This window comes from Mucilaginibacter sp. UR6-11, assembly GCF_020880695.1.
Lineage (GTDB): Bacteria > Bacteroidota > Bacteroidia > Sphingobacteriales > Sphingobacteriaceae > Mucilaginibacter.
The window spans coordinates 114,054-132,921 of the sequence record NZ_JAJIWO010000005.1; the positions used below are offsets into that span (position 1 = coordinate 114,054).

23 protein-coding genes are annotated in these 18,868 nt (G+C 40.9%); 13 read left to right on the forward strand and 10 right to left on the reverse strand.

What is annotated here, in order from left to right:
- Both LJ658_RS12995 and LJ658_RS13000 read left to right on the forward strand, forming a co-directional pair.
- Positions 1-1,065 (forward strand): beta-ketoacyl synthase chain length factor, encoded by a 1,065-nt coding sequence (locus tag LJ658_RS12995; protein ID WP_230546952.1) that lies wholly within the window; start codon positions 1-3, stop codon positions 1,063-1,065.
- Positions 1,066-1,072: 7 nt separating this feature from the next.
- Entirely contained in the window at positions 1,073-1,435 is a 363-nt protein-coding gene (locus LJ658_RS13000) for a hypothetical protein (RefSeq protein ID WP_230546953.1), read from the forward strand.
- 123 nt (positions 1,436-1,558) lie between these two features.
- Here LJ658_RS13000 and LJ658_RS13005 read toward each other — a convergent pair whose 3' ends face one another.
- From LJ658_RS13005 to LJ658_RS13040, 8 genes are read right to left on the reverse strand one after another with little or no spacing between them, the layout of a single operon-like run.
- Positions 1,559-1,822, reverse strand: a complete 264-nt coding sequence (locus LJ658_RS13005; RefSeq protein ID WP_230546954.1) for a phosphopantetheine-binding protein — start codon at positions 1,820-1,822, stop codon at positions 1,559-1,561.
- A gap of 7 nt (positions 1,823-1,829) precedes the next feature.
- Positions 1,830-3,116 (reverse strand): ABC transporter permease, encoded by a 1,287-nt coding sequence (locus tag LJ658_RS13010; protein WP_230546955.1) that lies wholly within the window; start codon positions 3,114-3,116, stop codon positions 1,830-1,832.
- Complete coding sequence (locus LJ658_RS13015) at positions 3,116-3,871, reverse strand: ABC transporter ATP-binding protein (protein ID WP_230546956.1); 756 nt, start codon at positions 3,869-3,871, stop codon at positions 3,116-3,118. The genes LJ658_RS13010 and LJ658_RS13015 overlap by 1 nt, the downstream gene beginning before the upstream one ends.
- On the reverse strand, positions 3,862-4,878 hold the full coding sequence (locus tag LJ658_RS13020) for a BtrH N-terminal domain-containing protein (protein ID WP_230546957.1): 1,017 nt from the start codon (positions 4,876-4,878) through the stop codon (positions 3,862-3,864). The genes LJ658_RS13015 and LJ658_RS13020 overlap by 10 nt, the downstream gene beginning before the upstream one ends.
- On the reverse strand, positions 4,868-5,275 hold the full coding sequence (locus LJ658_RS13025) for a hypothetical protein (protein WP_230546958.1): 408 nt from the start codon (positions 5,273-5,275) through the stop codon (positions 4,868-4,870). The genes LJ658_RS13020 and LJ658_RS13025 overlap by 11 nt, the downstream gene beginning before the upstream one ends.
- Positions 5,276-5,334: 59 nt before the next feature.
- Positions 5,335-6,474, reverse strand: coding sequence for a beta-ketoacyl-ACP synthase III (locus LJ658_RS13030; RefSeq protein ID WP_230546959.1), 1,140 nt, complete (start codon positions 6,472-6,474; stop codon positions 5,335-5,337).
- Between the two features lie 5 nt (positions 6,475-6,479).
- On the reverse strand, positions 6,480-7,379 hold the full coding sequence (locus LJ658_RS13035; RefSeq protein WP_230546960.1) for a hypothetical protein: 900 nt from the start codon (positions 7,377-7,379) through the stop codon (positions 6,480-6,482).
- A gap of 9 nt (positions 7,380-7,388) precedes the next feature.
- Positions 7,389-7,880 carry a hypothetical protein gene (locus LJ658_RS13040; protein ID WP_230546961.1) on the reverse strand — a complete coding sequence of 164 codons (492 nt, stop codon included), beginning with the start codon at positions 7,878-7,880 and terminating at the stop codon, positions 7,389-7,391.
- A gap of 129 nt (positions 7,881-8,009) precedes the next feature.
- Between LJ658_RS13040 and LJ658_RS13045 the strand changes: the two genes are divergently transcribed.
- Genes LJ658_RS13045 through LJ658_RS13070 form a run of 6 tightly spaced genes read left to right on the forward strand, consistent with a single transcriptional unit; the run spans position 8,010 to position 12,428 of the window.
- Positions 8,010-8,810, forward strand: a complete 801-nt coding sequence (locus LJ658_RS13045; protein WP_230546962.1) for an SDR family oxidoreductase — start codon at positions 8,010-8,012, stop codon at positions 8,808-8,810.
- 43 nt (positions 8,811-8,853) lie between these two features.
- Positions 8,854-9,333, forward strand: coding sequence for a 3-hydroxyacyl-ACP dehydratase FabZ family protein (locus LJ658_RS13050; RefSeq protein WP_230546963.1), 480 nt, complete (start codon positions 8,854-8,856; stop codon positions 9,331-9,333).
- Entirely contained in the window at positions 9,326-10,600 is a 1,275-nt protein-coding gene (locus LJ658_RS13055) for a beta-ketoacyl synthase (protein WP_230546964.1), read from the forward strand. Before LJ658_RS13050 ends, LJ658_RS13055 begins: the two co-directional genes overlap by 8 nt.
- Positions 10,600-10,857: an acyl carrier protein gene (locus tag LJ658_RS13060; RefSeq protein ID WP_230546965.1), complete on the forward strand. Its 258-nt coding sequence runs from the start codon at positions 10,600-10,602 to the stop codon at positions 10,855-10,857. The genes LJ658_RS13055 and LJ658_RS13060 overlap by 1 nt, the downstream gene beginning before the upstream one ends.
- Positions 10,854-11,483, forward strand: a complete 630-nt coding sequence (locus tag LJ658_RS13065) for a 4'-phosphopantetheinyl transferase superfamily protein (protein ID WP_230546966.1) — start codon at positions 10,854-10,856, stop codon at positions 11,481-11,483. Before LJ658_RS13060 ends, LJ658_RS13065 begins: the two co-directional genes overlap by 4 nt.
- 24 nt (positions 11,484-11,507) lie before the next feature.
- The gene (locus LJ658_RS13070) at positions 11,508-12,428 is read left to right on the forward strand and encodes a hypothetical protein (protein WP_230546967.1); all 921 of its coding nucleotides are present in this window, start codon (positions 11,508-11,510) and stop codon (positions 12,426-12,428) included.
- Positions 12,429-12,506: 78 nt separating this feature from the next.
- Here the strand turns inward: LJ658_RS13070 and LJ658_RS13075 are convergent, their stop codons facing one another.
- Positions 12,507-12,869 carry a hypothetical protein gene (locus LJ658_RS13075; RefSeq protein ID WP_230546968.1) on the reverse strand — a complete coding sequence of 121 codons (363 nt, stop codon included), beginning with the start codon at positions 12,867-12,869 and terminating at the stop codon, positions 12,507-12,509.
- A gap of 162 nt (positions 12,870-13,031) precedes the next feature.
- Positions 13,032-13,616 carry a hypothetical protein gene (locus LJ658_RS13080; protein ID WP_230546969.1) on the reverse strand — a complete coding sequence of 195 codons (585 nt, stop codon included), beginning with the start codon at positions 13,614-13,616 and terminating at the stop codon, positions 13,032-13,034.
- Between the two features lie 221 nt (positions 13,617-13,837).
- Here LJ658_RS13080 and ald point away from each other — a divergent pair, with 221 nt between their 5' ends.
- The 5 genes from ald to LJ658_RS13105 all read left to right on the forward strand — a co-directional run bounded on the left by ald (position 13,838) and on the right by LJ658_RS13105 (position 18,850).
- On the forward strand, positions 13,838-14,950 hold the full coding sequence (gene ald, locus LJ658_RS13085; protein WP_230546970.1) for an alanine dehydrogenase: 1,113 nt from the start codon (positions 13,838-13,840) through the stop codon (positions 14,948-14,950).
- A 226-nt stretch (positions 14,951-15,176) separates the two neighbouring features.
- Positions 15,177-15,770, forward strand: a complete 594-nt coding sequence (locus tag LJ658_RS13090) for a 2OG-Fe(II) oxygenase (RefSeq protein WP_230546971.1) — start codon at positions 15,177-15,179, stop codon at positions 15,768-15,770.
- 181 nt (positions 15,771-15,951) lie between these two features.
- Entirely contained in the window at positions 15,952-16,149 is a 198-nt protein-coding gene (locus LJ658_RS13095) for a hypothetical protein (protein ID WP_230546972.1), read from the forward strand.
- A 184-nt stretch (positions 16,150-16,333) separates the two neighbouring features.
- Positions 16,334-17,959, forward strand: coding sequence for a sodium/sugar symporter (locus tag LJ658_RS13100; protein ID WP_230546973.1), 1,626 nt, complete (start codon positions 16,334-16,336; stop codon positions 17,957-17,959).
- A gap of 21 nt (positions 17,960-17,980) precedes the next feature.
- Entirely contained in the window at positions 17,981-18,850 is an 870-nt protein-coding gene (locus tag LJ658_RS13105; RefSeq protein WP_230546974.1) for an inositol oxygenase, read from the forward strand.
- The last annotated feature ends 18 nt before the right edge of the window (positions 18,851-18,868 follow it).

An 18,868-nucleotide genomic window follows, 5' to 3' on the forward strand; every position in this document is an offset into this window, starting at 1 on the left:
ATGAAGATCTACATCCGTTCAGCAGCCGCTATATCAGCCCAAAGAACCTTTGGCGACGTCCCGTTTTTAACCGAACCGGTCGACTATCAAGGTACCCGTTTAACCGCAATAGAACCGGATTACAAAGAGTTTGTTGATCCGAAGCTGGCCAGACGTATGAGCCGCATTATAAAAATGGGTGTGGCCGCGGCGTTGCAATGCCTTAAAGAAGCCCAGGTAACGATGCCTGGCGCAATTATAACCGGCACTGCTTTAGGCTGCCAGGAAGACACTATTTCGTTTCTGACCCGGATTATTGAACTGGATGAAGAGATGCTGCCGCCGACGGCCTTTATACAATCAACACATAACACAGTGGCGGCGCAGATAGCTTTAACCTTAAAGTGCCATCAATACAACAATACTTTTGTACATAAAGGAATCTCTTTTGAAAGCGCATTACTTGATGCCACTATGCTTTTGAACGAAGGCGACGCTGATAATATACTGGTAGGCGGTACCGAAGAAATGACCGACACCGCATTTAAAATATTGACGCGTTTGGGTTTATATAAACGTTGGCCGTTATCCAATCTTGATCTGCTTAAAACAAAATCAAAGGGGACAATAGGAAGTGAGGGTTCAGTTTTTTTCTTACTCACAGAAAAATCGGCTGCTGATAATCTGGCAGAATTAGTTGCTGCTTGTACTTTTTACCGGCCAAAAAATATCAGCGATATTGAATTGAATATTAATAAGTTATTAGATGTCAATTCAATTAAAATGGAAGATATAGACCTGGTTATCACCGGCAAAAATGGCGACCTTAAAAATGACGGAATTTACGAAATTTTGGGTAACTCGATATTTGCAAATTCATCATTGGCAAACTATAAACATCTAAGCGGCGAGTATCCGACATCTGTTTCATTTGCCTTATGGCTGGCAGTAAACATTATAAAAAGAGGCGAAGTACCTGTGATAGTAGCAGAGAATAATCTAAAAAATAAATCGCCCAAAAAGATCCTGATCTATAATCATTATCAAAATACTTACCATTCATTAATGCTGGTATCTGCCTGCTAATCAAGTTATGCTTAAAGAACCCCTGTTTAAGATATTATCGCTTCAGCAAACAGAGCATGTAATAGAAGTTGTTTTAGAGATAGATCAGCTGAATAAAATTTTCGCCGGACACTTTCCGGATCAACCTGTAGTGCCGGGTGCATGTATGTTACAACTGGTCAAAGAAACCTTAGCCGGAGCTTTAAATAAGCCCCTGCGGTTAGCAAAGGCTGATAATATCAAATTTCTGTCGTTGGTAGAGCCATCAACGCCATCACTTCAGTTAAATATAGCTTATCAGCCGGGTGAAACCGATATTAAGGTCAATGCCAGCCTAATGGCCGCCAGGACCGTTTGTATGAAATTACAAGCGATTTTTATTAAAGCGTAATCCGGTATTATACCTACAGCTCAAAACGAATCGGTAACGTATTAGAGTTACGACTGATTTGAAATTATTTGCCAGATACCTGTTTCGGGGGTTAAAACATCCCACCTTTATCGGGTGGTGCTTCTATTTCTTGCGGTGTTCCTCAATATAATCAGCCATCGTATTGATATCTACCAATGCCTTACGGCCCTCCTTGGGGTCACGGATATCAATGCCATATTCTTTCTTCAATAAGACGATCAGCTCAAGCGAGTCTATAGAGTCTAATCCAAGGCCATCGCCAAATAAAGGCTCTTCGTCTTTTATATCGGCAGGGGTAAGGTCCGTTAAGTTTAAAAATTGTATGATCTGTACTTTTAACTGCTCTTTCAGCGCTTCTTTTTCCATAAGGTAATTATATCAAATTTTTTCTTTTCAACCCTAAATAAGTTATGAATTGAATGATAATGGTAATAATAAATAACGAGCCAATATTGTTTAACACATCTTTTAATTTGGCACCCTCTAAAAACAAACTGTAGTAAGCCTGCAGGCACCAATGCATTGGTGATATATTGGTTAATGTTTTTGCCATGCCCTGCATTGCAAAACTGGGCACCATCAAACCACCTATGCAGGCAAGTATAACTATTGATATGGCACCAAAGCCGTTGGCCTGTTCCTGCGTATTAGCGAACACGCCTACACAGATAGCATAGCTAACGGCGCACCAGCCGCAAACCAGGGTAACTACAAACAGGCCAAATAAGTCGGCTGGTAAATTTAAAGCGGGTAGCCCTATAACCGGAAACAACCATATACCAATAGAAAATATTACAACAGCCTGAATTAAGGTAACTGCCAGGTAGGTCATCTGCTTTGATAATAAACCAACCAGGTAATTAGTAGGTAATGTTTTTAGACGGATAAAGCTGCCGCTAACTTTTTCTCTGACCACACTGCCCCCCAGCGACATGATTACAAAGAACATGGCGAAGATGGTCCATGCCGGTACGTTGTGCTGTGAAGCATTGGGCGTAGTGCGGGTGCCGTCTTTAGATACCGGGAGCATGTTGATGGTGGTATTGCTATTCAGCATTTCATTTTCCAGGCTTTTAGGCAGCTCCTTTTCGTTTGATGCGTAGTAAAGCGTTCGCAACGTTTCGCGGGTTTGCACCAGCTGCAGCGCACTGCGTATTGCACCTTGTATAGAAAACCGGAGAGACTCCTGTAAAACAGGATTATAGTATAGCGTCAGCGGATCAATATTGGCTGCTTGTTTTGTAACCGCTTTAACAGAATCTGTTTGACCGCTAAAAGCTGCCATAGCTTTATCTGAAGCCGCTTTGGCTTTATTATTTACCTGGGAAGAGAAATTTGTCGGGATCACTATTCCCAGCAGCGCGTCTTTATCATGCATCGCGTCAGCAATAGTTGTTGCTTTTTCGCCGGGGATTTGTGATACATTGAACATCCCGATTTTATTGACAGATTCAATAAACTGCGCGCCGGCCTTACCCGTGTCTGTATTACAAATAATGATGGGCAGTTTATTTTTATTAACCAGTTGGAAAGTGCTGTTTTGGATACTGGTTACCACAATAACCAATATTATGGGCATAACAAACATCAGCGAGATACCTACTTTATCACGAAGCAGTATCCTTATATCTTTCTTTATTGAGATCCAGAGCTTAAACATTAGTTTCTGTATGCTTTTCCGGTTAAATTGATAAACAGTTCTTCCAGGCTTTCGTGCTTATGCTCTTTTAATACATCGCCAATGGCGCCTTGCGTTATAATTTTACCTTCATCTATCATGGCTATCTGTTCGCACAGGTCCTCGGCCTCATTTAACTGATGCGAAGTGTAGATCAGGGTTGTACCGTTGTCATTGAGCGTGCGCAGGTAGCTGATAATGGCTGTGCGGGTTTGTACGTCAACGCCGACGGTAGGTTCATCTAAAAATAATATCTGCGGATTATGGATTACACCGATAGCCAGGTTAACCCGGCGCTTCATACCGCCCGAGAATTTTTCCACGGGTTTATCACGTACGTCCTCCAATCCCAATATATGCAACAGTTCATCGGTACGGTTAGCAATTTGGATTTTGTTTAGTCCGGCCCAGGCGCCAAAAAATTCCAGATTTTCGGCGGGGGATAGTTCCTGGTAAAAAGAAAAATCCTGTGGGACAAAACCAAATAGCCTGTTTACTTCTTTATTTTGATTGCCTGTTTCCTGTCCCAATAACTTAATGCTTCCTTCATCTGCCGATAGTACGCCGGTCATTAAGTTCATTAAAGTAGTTTTGCCCGCTCCGTTTGGTCCAAATAAGCCAAAACGTGTTCCTGTCGCTACCTGCAAATTCAAATCAGCAAAGGATACGGTAGTGTTATCAGGGTACTTGAATCCCATCTGCTCAATACTTATCGCAAGAGAAGGAGTTACTGCCATTTTATATTTTTTAATGCTGTAAAAGCTTTTTTCTCTATTTCGGCAATTTCTAATAAGTAATCGCCCATGGTATTAAAATCTTCCTGGCTACCCAAGCGGCCCTTGTAAATTCCGGCTGCCTGTACCGCGGCGGTACGCCATAAGTCGCCGGAAGCGGTGAATTGGGTTGATGTTTCTAATAATTCATCATTCGGAATATAAGCATAGGCCTCCTGTAAAAAAGCGCCATAAATATACCTGAAGCCACCGCCGCCTGTGCCTATTTCTTCCTGCATACGCACCAGTTGCGCTAAATATAAACCAGCCTCTTTTAAACCCAATTTATCGCGCCAGCCCTTTATTTTTTTTCCGGTATATCTTATTCCGTTTACGCCGGCTATTGGTCCGGTAAATGGCGATATCATATTGAATACGTTTTTTTTAATACCGCCCTTAATACCCATCTTCATCTGCTCCTTGGTCACCGCTTTTGTTTCTTTCGGATAGTATAACTGACCGTTGGGAGCCAAAGCTCCTTTGGCAAACCGTACACGCTCAAGCTCGTAAGCCGTCATTACATTTGTACCCTCCATTACGGGGTCGCTTACCATATAGTTGCCATCCTCGGTACCATAAACTATCAGATTATGGGCGTTGAAATGAAAGCGGTATTCTTTAGGGAAATAAGGTAAATAATAAACGCCAACCTGGCAGCCAACAGGGTGGCCTCCGGCGAGGCATTCGTTTAAGAATGCTTCTGCCGCTTCTTTCGACCGGAACTTTTTACGTACTACCGGTATATCCAAAGCCTTGCAGGTTCTTTTAAATATTAATCCGGGTAAGGTACGGAAGGCTATTACCGGCCCGTTGTTAATTTTTAATAACGGAAGATAAACAAAGAATAAACCTGCGCCAATACCAAACGCCAAAGGTTCCGTAATCTGTTGAACGCCTGCATTTTTCAACAAGCTCATGGTCACGCCGTTTTCACAGTGTGCGGCCTGTAGGTGTTCAAAATCAAGCTTCATTAATAGTCATTGTTTTTAAATCGGGTACACTAACGTTAAAAACATCAGCATATTTTTGCAGTTTTTTATCAGACAGGGTATTAAATACTTCAGGCTTTAAATGTCGTTTAACCTGCCATTGCCAGAACCCGGTATAACCCGCTAATATTTGTATATCCATTAAGCCTTTTTCCATGAAGAACAGGAGGGGGCTTGCTTCGTTATTCAGCACTTTTTGTTTTGCTGCCGCGATACGCTTTTCTACCTGTTGCCAGGCCGTAGCCAAAGCGGTCGATTTAACGTCCCAGCCATTGCTTAATTGTGTAGTATATTTACCGGATGCGTCCGTAGCATAACAAACCTCCTTGGTTATTTTACCCAAAGCGCCTAAATCCTGCGGAACGTCCTCTTTTTTCATATGTGTATCTTAATTACCAAGAAGAGACGACTTCTTAAAAGTTGTCAAATCTAATGAATTTAGCAAACGGTAAGCATCGCATACATATAGGAGAAGCGTGAGCTTTCAGGGACAAGCAGTAATATCTTTTCGCCTTTCTTTAAACGGCCGCTGTGGAATAGCTCGTCTATCATTAAATACACGGATGCCGCACCAACGTTACCTACGGTATAAAGATTGATAAACCATTTCTCGTAAGGGATGCCGCCACCATAAATTTCAACCAGGTCATATATTTTACTCCTGAAGAAATTGCTGGATATATGTGGCAGAAAATGGTCAATATCACTTGCTGAAAGTCCTCTTTTCTCGAAAATCTCTTTTATTTTTTTGCCGCCAAGCGGGACGATGTTATCGCTCAATAAATTGATATCCTGTTTAACGCTAAAGATGGATTTGGTCATGATCTCTTCGGGCGTGTAATCCATAAAACCTTTCAACGTGCCATCGGCCTGCTTGTCGCCACCCATGTACATACAGGTCTCCATTTCGTTAGCGTAGGATACGCCTTCAATCCAATCTACCTCTAAGCTTATTCCATCTTCATTCGGCTCATCACTTAAATGAAATGCCGAGGCGCCGTCAGATAACATCCAGCGTAAAAAATCTTTTTGAAAAGCAATGAACGGATTATCTGTCAGTTCTTTTAATTTTTGCGCTTCCTCTTCAAATACATCAGAAACCAGCAAACCCGAAAAACGCTCAGAACCGGTCGCGACAGCCGACTTAATTTCGCCGGCTTTTATAGCCAGGTAGGCAAATTTTAACGAGTGCATACCTGCGCAGCAGACCCCGGATGGCGATACTACTTCTATAGGCCCGATCTCTGGCAACCAGCCGTGGGTCATCACGCCGTGCGACGGCATCATCTGGTCGGGTGAAGAAGTGCCGCACGACAGTAATTCAGTCCCGGCCATTTTTTCCGGATTGTTCTTAAATAGTTCTTTAACTGCAAGCGCCGTCATTTCGGCGTTGGTATGGGTAGGTTTGCCACCTTTTTCTAATGCATAATAACGGGTTTTTATACCGTTATTGCGTAATACAATGCTTTTTGATTTTGACGGCTTATCATTAATATAACCCAGGTATAGTTCCATATCTTCATTAGGAACTGGTTCATTCGGCAAAAACTTAGAAGTATTAGTAATATAAACGGGCATACCGGTTAATTTAAATTTAAATAATATTGTTTTTTCGCCTTAATACGTTTAGGCGAGGTAAACCTGAATAAAATTGCATCCAATGTTATTAAGATGGGTGCCCCTACAAAAAAAGCGATCAACAGGTAATATTTATAAGCCCTTATCCAGGGCAGTTTATTTTTCTTTTTAGCTATAATATTGGCCCAAACCTTAAATATTTTGCTGGCTGTGCTTTCAATAACCATAAGGTTATAGTTAAGCACAACAGCTTTATCAACATCGAACTCGTCCTGCAGTCCTTCCCAGTTATTGTTTTGCAAATGCGGCACGACGTGTTCACCAAATACACTGGTATGCTTTATATCTGAATCTGAAACACCCGGAGGGGGGAAAATGTTTAGATACCTGTCTTTTTTTCCGTGCAGCATCCAGTGGAATATGGTTATAAAGCTAACCGGGTTAGGGTGGGTATCAACTAAAGCTATATTACCCACCATTTTGGCCCCGGCAGACCGTAAAAGTTTTTTTACTCTTACAAAGGCGCTCAACCACATATTACGTGCACCGGTAGCGGTAATAACCGGGGTGTCCTTTAATACCGCCCTCAGCTCAGCATTTTGCATTAACGAATTAAAAGGGATGCTGGGCGATAAAAACCATGCCTGGTAGCCCAGGACAACCAGGTCGTATTTTGTTTCTTTTAATTGAAAGGGCTGTAGCTCGGCCGGGATATCCAGCTGGCAATCCGGCATTACGCTAAAAAAAGTATCTGCTGTCCAGGGGAAGTTGGGCTCGTTAACCAAGCTTACGCGCACTTTTTCAACCGAAATACCGGCATCTATTAGTGGCTGGGTAAAATTATCAATGATCTCGCCTAACTGGCCCGATTGCGAATAATATATAGCTAATACTTTTTTGCTCATTCTGCTATTTTAGTTAAGATCCTGAGCGCGTAATAATTTTGAATTTCGGGTATAATCCATAATGGCATGCTGTACAACCGGCGACAGGTTTTTATAAGCCCTGATGATGATTTTTTTATCGGCTTCCAGATCAGCATGGTATTTAACTATTTTGGGCGCATGCTCCTGTATAGCAAAACGCAGGAAATGAAATTCAACATTGTCTTTATCGGCAGATATTGCTGTGTCAAACTTTATCCGGCCGGCTTTAAACAGTTTAAGTTTTTCGGCCGGTCGTTTTACCAATCCCGCTTTTCGCATCAGCAATGCGCCGGTATAACCATCTTTGTCAGCCAATGATAAGGCTGACACAACATCGATCTCACTACTGACTTCGTCTAAATTGCCGCGGTCCATAACCATATAAAATGCAGCTTTATCAAACTTTTGCTGGTTGTTTTTGCTCAAAACAATCGCGCCGGGCATCAATAAAAGCAAGGCAAATATCATTCTTCTTTTCATATTTTAGTTATGGATGTCAGTGGTTACAAATATAGCCAATAATACTGTCTTGTCTAATTAAGTGAGCGGCATAAGCTGTAAATACGAGGATTTGCCTTACTTTTAGACTTTAATATTTATAAAAGTTAAGTGCAAAATAATAATAAACAATTTTCTGATAACTGGGCGCTGATTTTAGGTGGATCCAGCGGGTTTGGATTTGCAACGGTTGAAAAACTGGCACGGCATGGAATGAACATCGCCGTATTATATCGTGAAACCGCGGCTATAGAAAGAGCGTTAAAAGTAAAGCTTTCCGCTATAGCCGAATCTAATCAGGTAATTATAAGCCCTTATAATATCAATGCATTAGATGTATCCGCGCGCAAGGCGTTTGTTGATCAGTTTAGTGCTGATAGAAAACAAAAAGTTAAACTCTTGTTACATTCTATAGCCCGCGGTAACTTGAAGCCGTTAGTTAAGGAGGGGGATAATGAAGCGCTTACACAAGAAGATATCCAGCTTACAACCTATGCGATGGCCACCAGCCTGCTTGACTGGACAAAGGACCTGATTGCTGCCGGTCTGTTTCATGCTGACGGACGTATTATTGGTTTGACAAGTGAAGGCTCAGATAAATATTGGGAGGGATATGCCGCTGTTTCTATCGCAAAAGCATCCCTGGAAAGTTTGACAACTTACATGGCTGTCGAGCTGGCAAAATATGGTTTAAAAACCAACCTGATACTGGCAGGCATAACAGCCACACCATCCCTGAAAAGGATACCTGACAGTGAACGTTTGATAGCGCATGCTCTCGCCAGGAATCCATCTGGAAGAATAACAAAACCAGAAGACGTTGCAAACGTTATATACCTGCTTTGTACAGATGAGGCGGCCTGGATAAATGGCACCGTGATACAGGTAGACGGCGGGGAGCACTGCAGGTAACAGCCTGATTCCAGTTGTTTTATACCTAATTGATTAATTTTAAATGAACGATATCTTAAAATATTTACCTTATAAATCCTCTTTCCTGTTTGTAGATAACATCACATCATTAAACGATGAGGGTGTGTCGGGCGATTTTACATTGAAGGGAGACGCCTTTTTTTACGAAGATCATTTCCCGGGTAACCCGGTAACGCCGGGTGTTATTATCACCGAGATAATGGCGCAGATAGGATTAGTTGTACTGGGGATACATTTAATGATCAGCGGCACACGGCAGGAAGGTGTGGTAATGGATGAAGGTTCTTTCCCGCTGTTAACCTCAACCAACGTCGAGTTTTTTAAAATGGTGCTGCCCGGTGAGAAGGTTATCGTAACTTCTAAAAAACAATATTTTCGGTTCGGTAAATTGAAGTGTTTGGTTGAAATGCAAAACGCGGACGGCGAATTAGTGGCAAAAGGGATATTTTCAGGCATCATTAAAAATGCTGTTAAACAAATGTTAAGTATAAATAATGGGTAACCGCGTTGTTATTACAGGTTTGGGTGTTGTATCGCCAAACGGATTAAATATCCCTGATTTTTTACATGCCATACAAAACGGCATTTCGGGCATTCGGTTTATACCGGAATATGAGGAGCTGAAATTTAATTGCCAGGTGAGCGGCATACCCGAGTTTGAATGGGAGCAGCTGCGTAATTATATTACGGAAACCAGTTTATATGGCCTAAAAGGAAAAGGCATTGCCTACGGTATAAAAGCGGCGCTTGACGCCTGGACAGATGCCGGTAATGAAATTGTAGCTCAAGATACGCTCTGGGAAACAGGCTGTGTATTTGGCAGCAGTGTTGCCGATACAGATGTTATAAAAAATGCCATAACCCGGGTAGATGCCCACGAATCAAAAAAGCTGGGCTCGCGTGTGGTTGAACAAATCATGAACAGTGGGGTTACCGCTTATATATCCGGAAGGTTAGGTTTAGGCAATAAAATTATCAATAACTCTGCTGCCTGCGCCACCGGTACGCAATCCATCTTAATGGGTTTTGAATATATAAAATTTGGCATGGCCAAACGAATGGTGGTTGGCAGCTGTGAATATGTAGATAAATACGTTTTTGGCGGATTCGATTCAATGCGCGTGCTATCACGTAAGTTTAACCATGAGCCCGAAAGAGCATCAAGGCCAATGAGTATGTCGGCCGGTGGGTTTGTACCGGGGTCAGGCGCGGGAGCTTTAGTTTTAGAGGATCTGGATTTTGCTTTGGCCCGCGGTGCTAAAATTTATGGCGAACTCTTAGGGGGCTCAACCAATTCGGGCGGCCAGCGCAACGGTGGCAGCATGACGGCTCCCGGACCGGAAGGCGTTGTAAAATGTATCAGAGAGGCCATAAGCAACGCAAACATTAACGCCAACGATATCGACCTGGTGAGCGGACACTTAACCGCAACGATTGCTGATAAACTGGAAATTCAGAATTGGGTACATGCTCTTAAACGTAGCGGTGATGATTTTCCGATGGTAAATTCATTAAAATCAATGGTAGGACATTCGCTTAGCGCAGCCGGCTCTATTGAGACAGTTGCAGCGGTTTTGCAGCTAAAACATAACTTTGTACACGCTAATTTAAATTTAGAAGACCCAATTCCGGAAATTTTAGATATAATTGGGGAAAACAATTTGCCTACAATTAAGGTAGACAAGGAGATTAACACTGTTGCGAAGGCCAATTTTGGTTTTGGTGACGTTAACAGCTGTTTAATTATCTCAAAATATAAAAACGACTGATGGATAGAAAAGAAATTTTAATTGAATTAAAAAAAGTACTGGCCCCGTACACGGAAAGCAAGGAGATGTTAGAAGGGATTAATGAACAAACAGACCTTATAAAAGACTTAAAAATCAACTCGGCTAACCTGGTTGATATTATTATAGATGCTGAAGCGCAATACAATATTGAAATTGATTTTGATGCAGCTGAAAAAATGTACAACGTTGGGAATTGCATCGACGTGATTGCCGATAAAATCAACAAAACTGCGTGATAAGTGCCGGCAATGATATTGTCGCGCTTAAAGCTATTGATAAAGAGCGGACCTGTCTGCCCGCATTTTATTCAAAATTTATAATCCCTGCAGAACTTTTACTCCATAATCCTGATCAAATTTCTTTCGAAAATTTTGTATGGTTATTATGGTCTGTTAAAGAATCGGCCTATAAATATCTTAAAAGAGGAGATAGTGACCTGGTTTTTGCACCGCATAAATTATCAATCACAGAAATTCGAGTTCCTGATGACCTGGAAACCACGGAATTAAACACCGACCAATCAGTCGGCTTGTTTTACGCTGGAACTGTAAGTTTCAAGGGTGCAGAACACCATTTCCAGTCGGTACTTAATGATGATTTTGTCGGCAGTATAATTAAGGGCCGCCATAGCTGCTGGGGTATCAGGAGAATCAATGCAACCGACTATTCAAGTCAATCAGCAGCGGTACGATTATTTGTACTGGATAAATTGAAGGAATCCCTTACGTTGGATAGCCTGGAAATTAAAAAGCATGCCGCCGGTTACCCCGTTTTATACAACGGAAATGAGCCAATAGATATCCCCATATCATTTTCGCATCATGATCGTTACATAGCTTACTCATTCCAGATTCCGAATTAAAAATTTAATCTGCATTTTTACGACATGCCATCCGCTTATATTCGCCACTATACATTAATTGCCCTGATAAGTGTTGTTTGCTTTGCGTGCAAATTTAATGATCCCATAAAAAACAAAATATCTTTTGAACCGGTAAAACGAATTAACTATATCGAAGTGAGGCGTAGTTTTGATAGCGGGCTGATATTTAACAAAGACGGCTACCAGCTTGCGCCCATATGGAAACTGATGTTTTATTCGGATAAATGGGCAAGTGTTTATAGTCCGGATAAAGATAAGTTCCTGAATTTCGCGGTTACGTTAGATCACGATTCTATTTTCAACATTTCTGGTACCTGGTTAAAAGCAATGCACATAAGCAAAGACAGCCTGAGGTTCCAGGTGTTAAAGGTTGAAGGTAAAACGGTGTATTACGTAAAGTCAAATGTCTATATGACCATGTATGCCGAAAACTATATCAAAAACGTTTTACACAAAACTATTGACGAAGTAAGAAAACCACTAAGGCGGGATAGTTTATACCTTGTTAAACGAACAGCCAGTGTAAACGTTAAGCCTGATAGTTTCTTTGCCGCACGGAAACCGGTGCAGTTTATAAGCGAAAGCCCGCGGGCTACAGTAATAAAAAAAGGTGTGGAAGCAGATATTATGAATAAATGGGATGCCTCAGACGAGTATATGTTTCCTGAATATACCATCACTATAAAAAAAGCCTACGAAGATTTCTCGTATTCTTTTTGGGCTACGGTAGATACAAAGGGTCAGATCCATTACCAAAAATCACTGACCTATGTGTATCCTGAATTTGTAAAATCAACAGATCACACCATAAAGGCCATTATCGATGGCTATTTAAAAGCGTATTTTCAGGTTATTCCAGGCACTACATTAGATATACCGCATAATAGCGCAGTTGCCTTAAATGTAATAGGCAGAAAAAACTAACCTAATTTTGCGGAGCATTTTTTAAATGCTGATATGTAATTATAGAGACGCAAATTTGCATCTCTATAATTACGTGTGTTATTTTTTTGCAACCGGCTTCGCAGGCGCTTTGGCAGCCGGCTTTACCGCGGTTTTTGCAGGTGATTTCACTGCTGCCGGTCTTGCCGGAGCAGCTTTAGGTGCTGTTTCTACTGCTACCGTGGGTGTTTTAGCTACGCTGGCAGGCCTCTTCTTTGCAACAGCCGGTTTATTGTTTGTTATTTTTGTTAATTTTTTTGCAAGATTTTTAGCCGCTTTTTCTATTGCTTTCTCAGCTTTTTTTAGTCCGGGTCCAAATTCACTTACCAGGGTTTTTATTTGACCGGAAATTTTGTCGCTTAAATCTTTCTTTAGCTCTTTTTTAGCTTTTTTTTCTATCGCGTTATTTTTATTTTTTTTCATTTTGTAATATATAGATGTACAATAAGGTTTTGAATTTATGTGTGCAAAGTTAGGTTAATATAAGATGTATTTAATATTATATTTATGTTAACAAAGAATAGTGTGTTAAGTGTTTTAATAAAATTATTAATAAGAGTTGACTGACATTCAGATTATTAACTTTTAAAAATTTACCAACATTCCAATTTTTTGCCCGTCAAAAGTAATTGGATTTTTCATTAAAAATGCGCGTAATTTGTTGCCCGCATTTTTTTCAGAACTGTACATAACCGTATCAAACAACAGTAAAAAAGCACCCTGCATGATTATGGCGTTGCCATAGCCCCGGGATTGATCTGAATTGTTAACAATACCCCGGTGGCTGACATATAAACCGCTCCCGATATAAACCAGGTCCAGCGCACCGTTAACCAGGAATATTTTTTCGAGCTTCTTCTGTTCATCCAGGCTTTCGCGGGCGGTATAGGTGCGGTTCCTATCGCGTTGTGTGCTTGCATAACCCAGTATGGCCACGCCTAAATTAGCGACGTTCCAGATAGCATTCATCTGGTGAAAATACCTTGTTTGACCGGCGGTACGTGCCCAGCCAATGCCGCCAACTGCGATATTGGCCACAGCCCAGCCGCCCAACACCTGCATACCCGTATTTTTGATATGATTTCGGTTAAAATTTAAAGTTTGTAAACTGTCCTGCGCAAAGCATTTTATACTGATAATTAGAAACAATAAAGTATAAAGTTTTTTCATCTTATAATATTAACTGTTAAGCTGATAACATTGTTTGTCACGCCAAATTAAACAAATTGTATTATCTCAATTAATTGATTGCAAAATCTTCAAAGGCAGATTATTTGACTATTTTTGCGGCCTGAAATTTAACTGTCTCAGCATTATATCGCTATACCAGTTGACCCGTTAAAAGGTCAATCAATGATGATTTATTTATCTTATAAAGTAATACTATAAAAATGATAATTGGCGTTCCAAAAGAAATCAAAAACAACGAAAACAGGGTAGCCCTGACCCCGGCAGGTGTAGAAGCATTAGTTGCGGCAGGTCACAAAGTATTAATTCAAAAAACAGCCGGCGAAGGATCTGGTTTTACCAACGCCAGTTATGAAAAAGCCGGGGCTACGCTGGTAGATGCCGCTGCTGAAGCATGGGGCGCCGAGATGGTGATGAAGGTTAAAGAACCTATTGAAAGTGAATTTCAATATTTCCGCAGCGATTTAATGCTGTTTACCTACCTGCATCTTGCTGCCGAGCCAAAACTAACCACAGCATTATTAGAAAATAAGGTTACCGCTATAGCTTACGAAACTATACAGTTGCCAAACGGTACCTTGCCGTTACTTACGCCTATGAGCGAGGTTGCCGGCCGAATGTCAGTACAGGTGGGTGCAAGCTTTTTAGAAAAACCCAACGGTGGCAAGGGCGTTTTATTGAGCGGCGTACCGGGTGTCCGGCGCGGTAAGGTTACCATTATTGGTGGCGGCGTAGCGGGTACAAACGCTGCAAAAATTGCCATTGGTCTGGGCGCCGATGTTACTATTATTGATAATAACTTAGATAGATTACGCCAGCTGGACGATATTTTTGGTTACCAGATATCAACACTTGCTTCAAACTCAAGCAACATAGCTAAGGCGGTTAAAAATTCGGATCTGGTTATTGGTGCTGTTTTGATTCCGGGTGCCAAATCACCTAAGCTGGTAACAGAGGCCATGATTGTCACGATGGAGCCGGGTTCTGTTATTGTTGATATCGCTATTGATCAGGGTGGTATGTTTGAAACTGCTGACCATGCGACCACACATGATAATCCGGTTTATGTAAAACATAACGTATTGCATTATTCTGTAGGCAATATGCCCGGTGCCGTGCCAAATACATCAACCATAGCGCTTACCAACGCAACTTTGGGTTACGCTTTGCAAATTGCTAACAAAGGTTACCGTAAAGCATTTTCTGAAAACCCAGCCTTGTTGAAAGGACTGAATACTTATAACGGTACGGTAGCTTATAAAGCCGTGGCCGATGTCTATCAACATCCTTTTGTTGAGGCCATATTTAAAAATTAAAAATCAACAAATCCGTTTAAAACCACGCTTTTCCAAAAAAGAAAGCGTGGTTTTTTTATACAACACTGCCGGGTTGTCTCGGTAACATGCCCCGCCGGCTATTCCCACAAACCAGCTTAACCTGGTGATGGTACACCAGGCATCTTTAAATTGAAACTTATAACCAAAAGCAATAAATTACAGGTACCTTGACGCCATATCGTTCATTGTGCTTATCTGCTGATTATTGGAAGAAATATTTAATGCCCTTATTGACAGCTTTATAGCGGATAAGGTAGGCATCACTCAAAATTTTATCAGCGCGCAGCTTTCGTTGCAGCTTAAACAAAATTTAGCAGATTGTTATTCCCAAAATCGTTTTAAACAAGCAGGTACTGGAAACGGTACGGATGCTTTGCATGATAGCAAGGTAAGAGGTGATATGATTTATTGGCTTGACCGGAGGCACAACAATAAGCATGAAAACGCTTTTTTTGATTTGATGGACGGCTTTGTGCTTTATTTAAATAATACCTGTTATACGAGTATTACCGGTTACGAATTTCATTACACGTTATATCCCAAAGGCAGCTTCTATAAAAAACACTTAGACCAGTTTAAAAATAATGACAGCCGTAAATACTCGATGATCATTTATTTAAATACCGGCTGGCTGCAGGCAGATGGGGGAGAACTGTGCATCCATCATAAAGACGGCCCACAGAATATATCTCCTGAAGATGGCAAGAGCGTGTTTTTTAAAAGCGGTGAACTGGTACATGAGGTTTTGTGCACCAATAAGCCAAGGATGAGTATAACAGGTTGGCTAAAAGTCGACTAGCCGGTAATTTCTTTAAATTCAGGTCAGTATTCACAGGATAGTGTCTTTTGCTATACAATGCCTTGAATCTCCATAAACTACAAAATACCCTTAAATTAACTTAAAAGGGGTTTTTATAGTCATTAAAATCGCGGCACTCTTTTTGGTTAACTGGTAGCATGAAAAACTAAACAGATAAATTATGTTACTGATAGCCCTACAAATAGGATTAATATTAAGCGCGATATTATTACCCTTATATGTTAAAATACGCCGTTCAACTCAATATAAAATTGATACTGATACTAATGACGCAAATTACGCTATCAATGAACATGGGGTATTAGAGCGGTATAAACGCATTCGTTTAGGTAATCCAAAACAACAGGTAAAAAATTAGGATACCGTTCCTGAAAAAATTCTGCTTCCGTTAAGTAAACTTTGATGTCCCAAAGTCTTGGGGTTATAATTTAACAAAATACCACCATTAATTAAAGGCAATATTAATGGTGGTGATTTGTTTATGACAAATATTTTGCGGTACTTCGATAGTGCCAATTTATAACCCTAATATTTCTACATAAATGAATCATTTATCTACCGGAGATTACATTGTATTCTTCATTTATTTTATTGTGGTATCCGGTTACGGATATTGGGTTTATTACAGTAAGAAAACTAAAAACGTCGATACAAAAGATTATTTCCTGGCGCAGGGTTCATTAACCTGGTGGGCCATCGGCGCCTCCATAATCGCCTCAAACATCTCTTCCGAACACTTTATCGCCATGTCGGGCTCCGGGTTTGCCATGGGGCTGGCAATAGCCAGTTATGAATGGATGGCCGCCGCCACTTTAATTATTGTAGCGGTGTTCTTCCTGCCAATCTACATCAAAAATAAAATTTACACCATGCCGCAATTTTTGTCTCAGCGCTATAACGATATGGTAAGCGGGCTAATGGCGATATTATGGTTGTTGATCTATGTATTTGTTAATTTAACGTCGATATTCTTTTTAGGAGCCCTCGCAATTGAGACTATTACCGGGATCTCTTTTAATGTATGTGTAATAGCTCTTGCTATATTCTCGGCAATAATTACTTTGGGCGGAATGAAGGTTATTGGTTACACTGATGTTATACAGGTGTTTGTGCTGGTAATGGGTGGTTTAATTACCTGCTATATGGCCTTGCACCTGGTATCAGAGAAATTGGGGGCCAAAACCGTTTTTGATGCGTTGCCCTTATTAAGAGAGCAGGCGTCCGACCACTTTCATATGATATTTCATAAAGGCGACAAGTATTACAACGAATTACCAGGCATAGCTGTACTGGCCGGCGGCTTATGGATAAACAACCTAAATTATTGGGGTTGCAACCAATATATTGTACAGCGCGCCTTAGGTGCAGATTTAAAAACCGGGCGCAGTGGTTTAATATTCGCTGCTTTTTTAAAATTATTGATCCCGGTTATTGTGGTGATACCAGGCATTGCAGCTTATGTATTATATCAGCACGGATATTTTCATGCGGAAATGTTAGATGGTAAAGATGTAAAACCAGATCATGCCTACCCGATATTAATGAATTTATTGCCCGGTGGACTAAAAGGATTGGCATTTGCAGCGCTTACGGCAGCCATTGTGGCGTCACTTGCAGGCAAAAGCAATAGTATAGCTACAATTTTTACGCTGGATGTTTATAAAAAGCATATCGATAAAAATGCGTCAGAGCGTAAATTGGTTAATGTGGGCAGGCTGACGGTTATTTTCGCTTCGGTTATAGCCATGTTGATAGCACCTGCTTTACGTACGTTTGACCAGGTTTACCAATTTATTCAGGAATATGTAGGCTTCATTTCGCCCGGCATATTCGCCATATTCCTGCTGGGTTTTTTCTGGAAACGGACAACTTCAAGGGCTGCTTTGGTTACGGCTATTGTTACTATACCGCTATCAGTTCTGTTTAAATACCTTCCACAGCTAAGCCACGGATATATTGAACCCATTCCGTTCTTAAACCGTATGTCATGGGTGTTTTTAATTGTAATTTTGTTAATGGTTGCGGTAACACTTACCGATCCTGAAAGTAAGGATAACAAAAAAGGACTCGAGGTTGATAGCAGCATGTTTAAGGTTACCCCGGGTTTTGTTATTGCGTCGGTAGCTATATGTGGCATATTAACAGCGCTTTATACAATTTTTTGGTAACTTTAATTAAAGAAAACATATATGGAAAATCTAAATGAAAAGGACCTGTCCCCGTTAGCCAGTCTGGACGTATGGGAAGATGATGTTTTAAAAAGATATCCTGAAACCGGGCCCGCGAAAGCTAAAGAAGAATTTAGAAATTATGATGCGCCTGAAATTGATGGCGTCCGCGAGTTTTATCGCCTTAACCATAAATATCAAACCTACGATAATGTGTTAGCTAAGAAAGCTAACTTTTTAAGATTTGATAAAATGGAAATGCCCTGGTGGAAAGCCATGGAGTATCTGAATACATTGGTTGATGATTCAGATCCTGATATCTCCCTGGATCAGCTGCAACACTTGTTGCAAACCGCCGAAGCCATCCGCGCTGATGGTTATCCGGATTGGTTTATACTAACCGGTTTTATCCATGACCTGGGCAAAGTGCTTTGCTTATTTGGCGAGCCGCAATGGAACGTGGTAGGAGATACCTTTCCTGTCGGATGCGCATTCTCTGATAAAATAGTTTACCCGGAGTTTTTTGCTGACAACCCGGATATTCATGACGAGCGCTTTAATACCAAATACGGTGTTTACTCGCACGAGTGCGGATTAGATAATGTCCATATGTCATGGGGGCATGATGAATATTTGTATCATATTACCAAAGATTATTTACCGGAGCCGGCGTTGTATATGATCCGTTATCATTCGTTTTATTCACAACATCGCGAAAACGCTTATCGTCATTTATTAAGTCCGCACGATAAAGAGATGTTTAAATGGGTGGATAAATTTAATCCATATGATCTTTACTCAAAAAGCCCGAAAGTGCCGGTGGTGTCAGAACTTAAACCTTATTATGAGGATTTAATAGCTAAATATTTACCGGCGACAGTTAAATTGTAATACACTGGAAAAGCCTTT

Coding starts and splice junctions, on each gene's coding strand:
- LJ658_RS13030 (WP_230546959.1), bottom strand. CDS start 6,474: ATGCCCGTTTATATTACTAATACTTCTAAGTTTTTGCCGAATGAACCA.
- LJ658_RS13050 (WP_230546963.1), top strand. CDS start 8,854: ATGAACGATATCTTAAAATATTTACCTTATAAATCCTCTTTCCTGTTT.
- LJ658_RS13020 (WP_230546957.1), bottom strand. CDS start 4,878: ATGAAGCTTGATTTTGAACACCTACAGGCCGCACACTGTGAAAACGGC.
- LJ658_RS13100 (WP_230546973.1), top strand. CDS start 16,334: ATGAATCATTTATCTACCGGAGATTACATTGTATTCTTCATTTATTTT.
- LJ658_RS13005 (WP_230546954.1), bottom strand. CDS start 1,822: ATGGAAAAAGAAGCGCTGAAAGAGCAGTTAAAAGTACAGATCATACAA.
- LJ658_RS13040 (WP_230546961.1), bottom strand. CDS start 7,880: ATGAAAAGAAGAATGATATTTGCCTTGCTTTTATTGATGCCCGGCGCG.
- LJ658_RS13080 (WP_230546969.1), bottom strand. CDS start 13,616: ATGAAAAAACTTTATACTTTATTGTTTCTAATTATCAGTATAAAATGC.
- LJ658_RS13015 (WP_230546956.1), bottom strand. CDS start 3,871: ATGGCAGTAACTCCTTCTCTTGCGATAAGTATTGAGCAGATGGGATTC.
- LJ658_RS13075 (WP_230546968.1), bottom strand. CDS start 12,869: ATGAAAAAAAATAAAAATAACGCGATAGAAAAAAAAGCTAAAAAAGAG.
- LJ658_RS13000 (WP_230546953.1), top strand. CDS start 1,073: ATGCTTAAAGAACCCCTGTTTAAGATATTATCGCTTCAGCAAACAGAG.
- ald (WP_230546970.1), top strand. CDS start 13,838: ATGATAATTGGCGTTCCAAAAGAAATCAAAAACAACGAAAACAGGGTA.
- LJ658_RS13105 (WP_230546974.1), top strand. CDS start 17,981: ATGGAAAATCTAAATGAAAAGGACCTGTCCCCGTTAGCCAGTCTGGAC.
- LJ658_RS13060 (WP_230546965.1), top strand. CDS start 10,600: ATGGATAGAAAAGAAATTTTAATTGAATTAAAAAAAGTACTGGCCCCG.
- LJ658_RS13025 (WP_230546958.1), bottom strand. CDS start 5,275: ATGAAAAAAGAGGACGTTCCGCAGGATTTAGGCGCTTTGGGTAAAATA.
- LJ658_RS13055 (WP_230546964.1), top strand. CDS start 9,326: ATGGGTAACCGCGTTGTTATTACAGGTTTGGGTGTTGTATCGCCAAAC.
- LJ658_RS12995 (WP_230546952.1), top strand. CDS start 1: ATGAAGATCTACATCCGTTCAGCAGCCGCTATATCAGCCCAAAGAACC.
- LJ658_RS13035 (WP_230546960.1), bottom strand. CDS start 7,379: ATGAGCAAAAAAGTATTAGCTATATATTATTCGCAATCGGGCCAGTTA.
- LJ658_RS13070 (WP_230546967.1), top strand. CDS start 11,508: ATGCCATCCGCTTATATTCGCCACTATACATTAATTGCCCTGATAAGT.
- LJ658_RS13095 (WP_230546972.1), top strand. CDS start 15,952: ATGTTACTGATAGCCCTACAAATAGGATTAATATTAAGCGCGATATTA.
- LJ658_RS13010 (WP_230546955.1), bottom strand. CDS start 3,116: ATGTTTAAGCTCTGGATCTCAATAAAGAAAGATATAAGGATACTGCTT.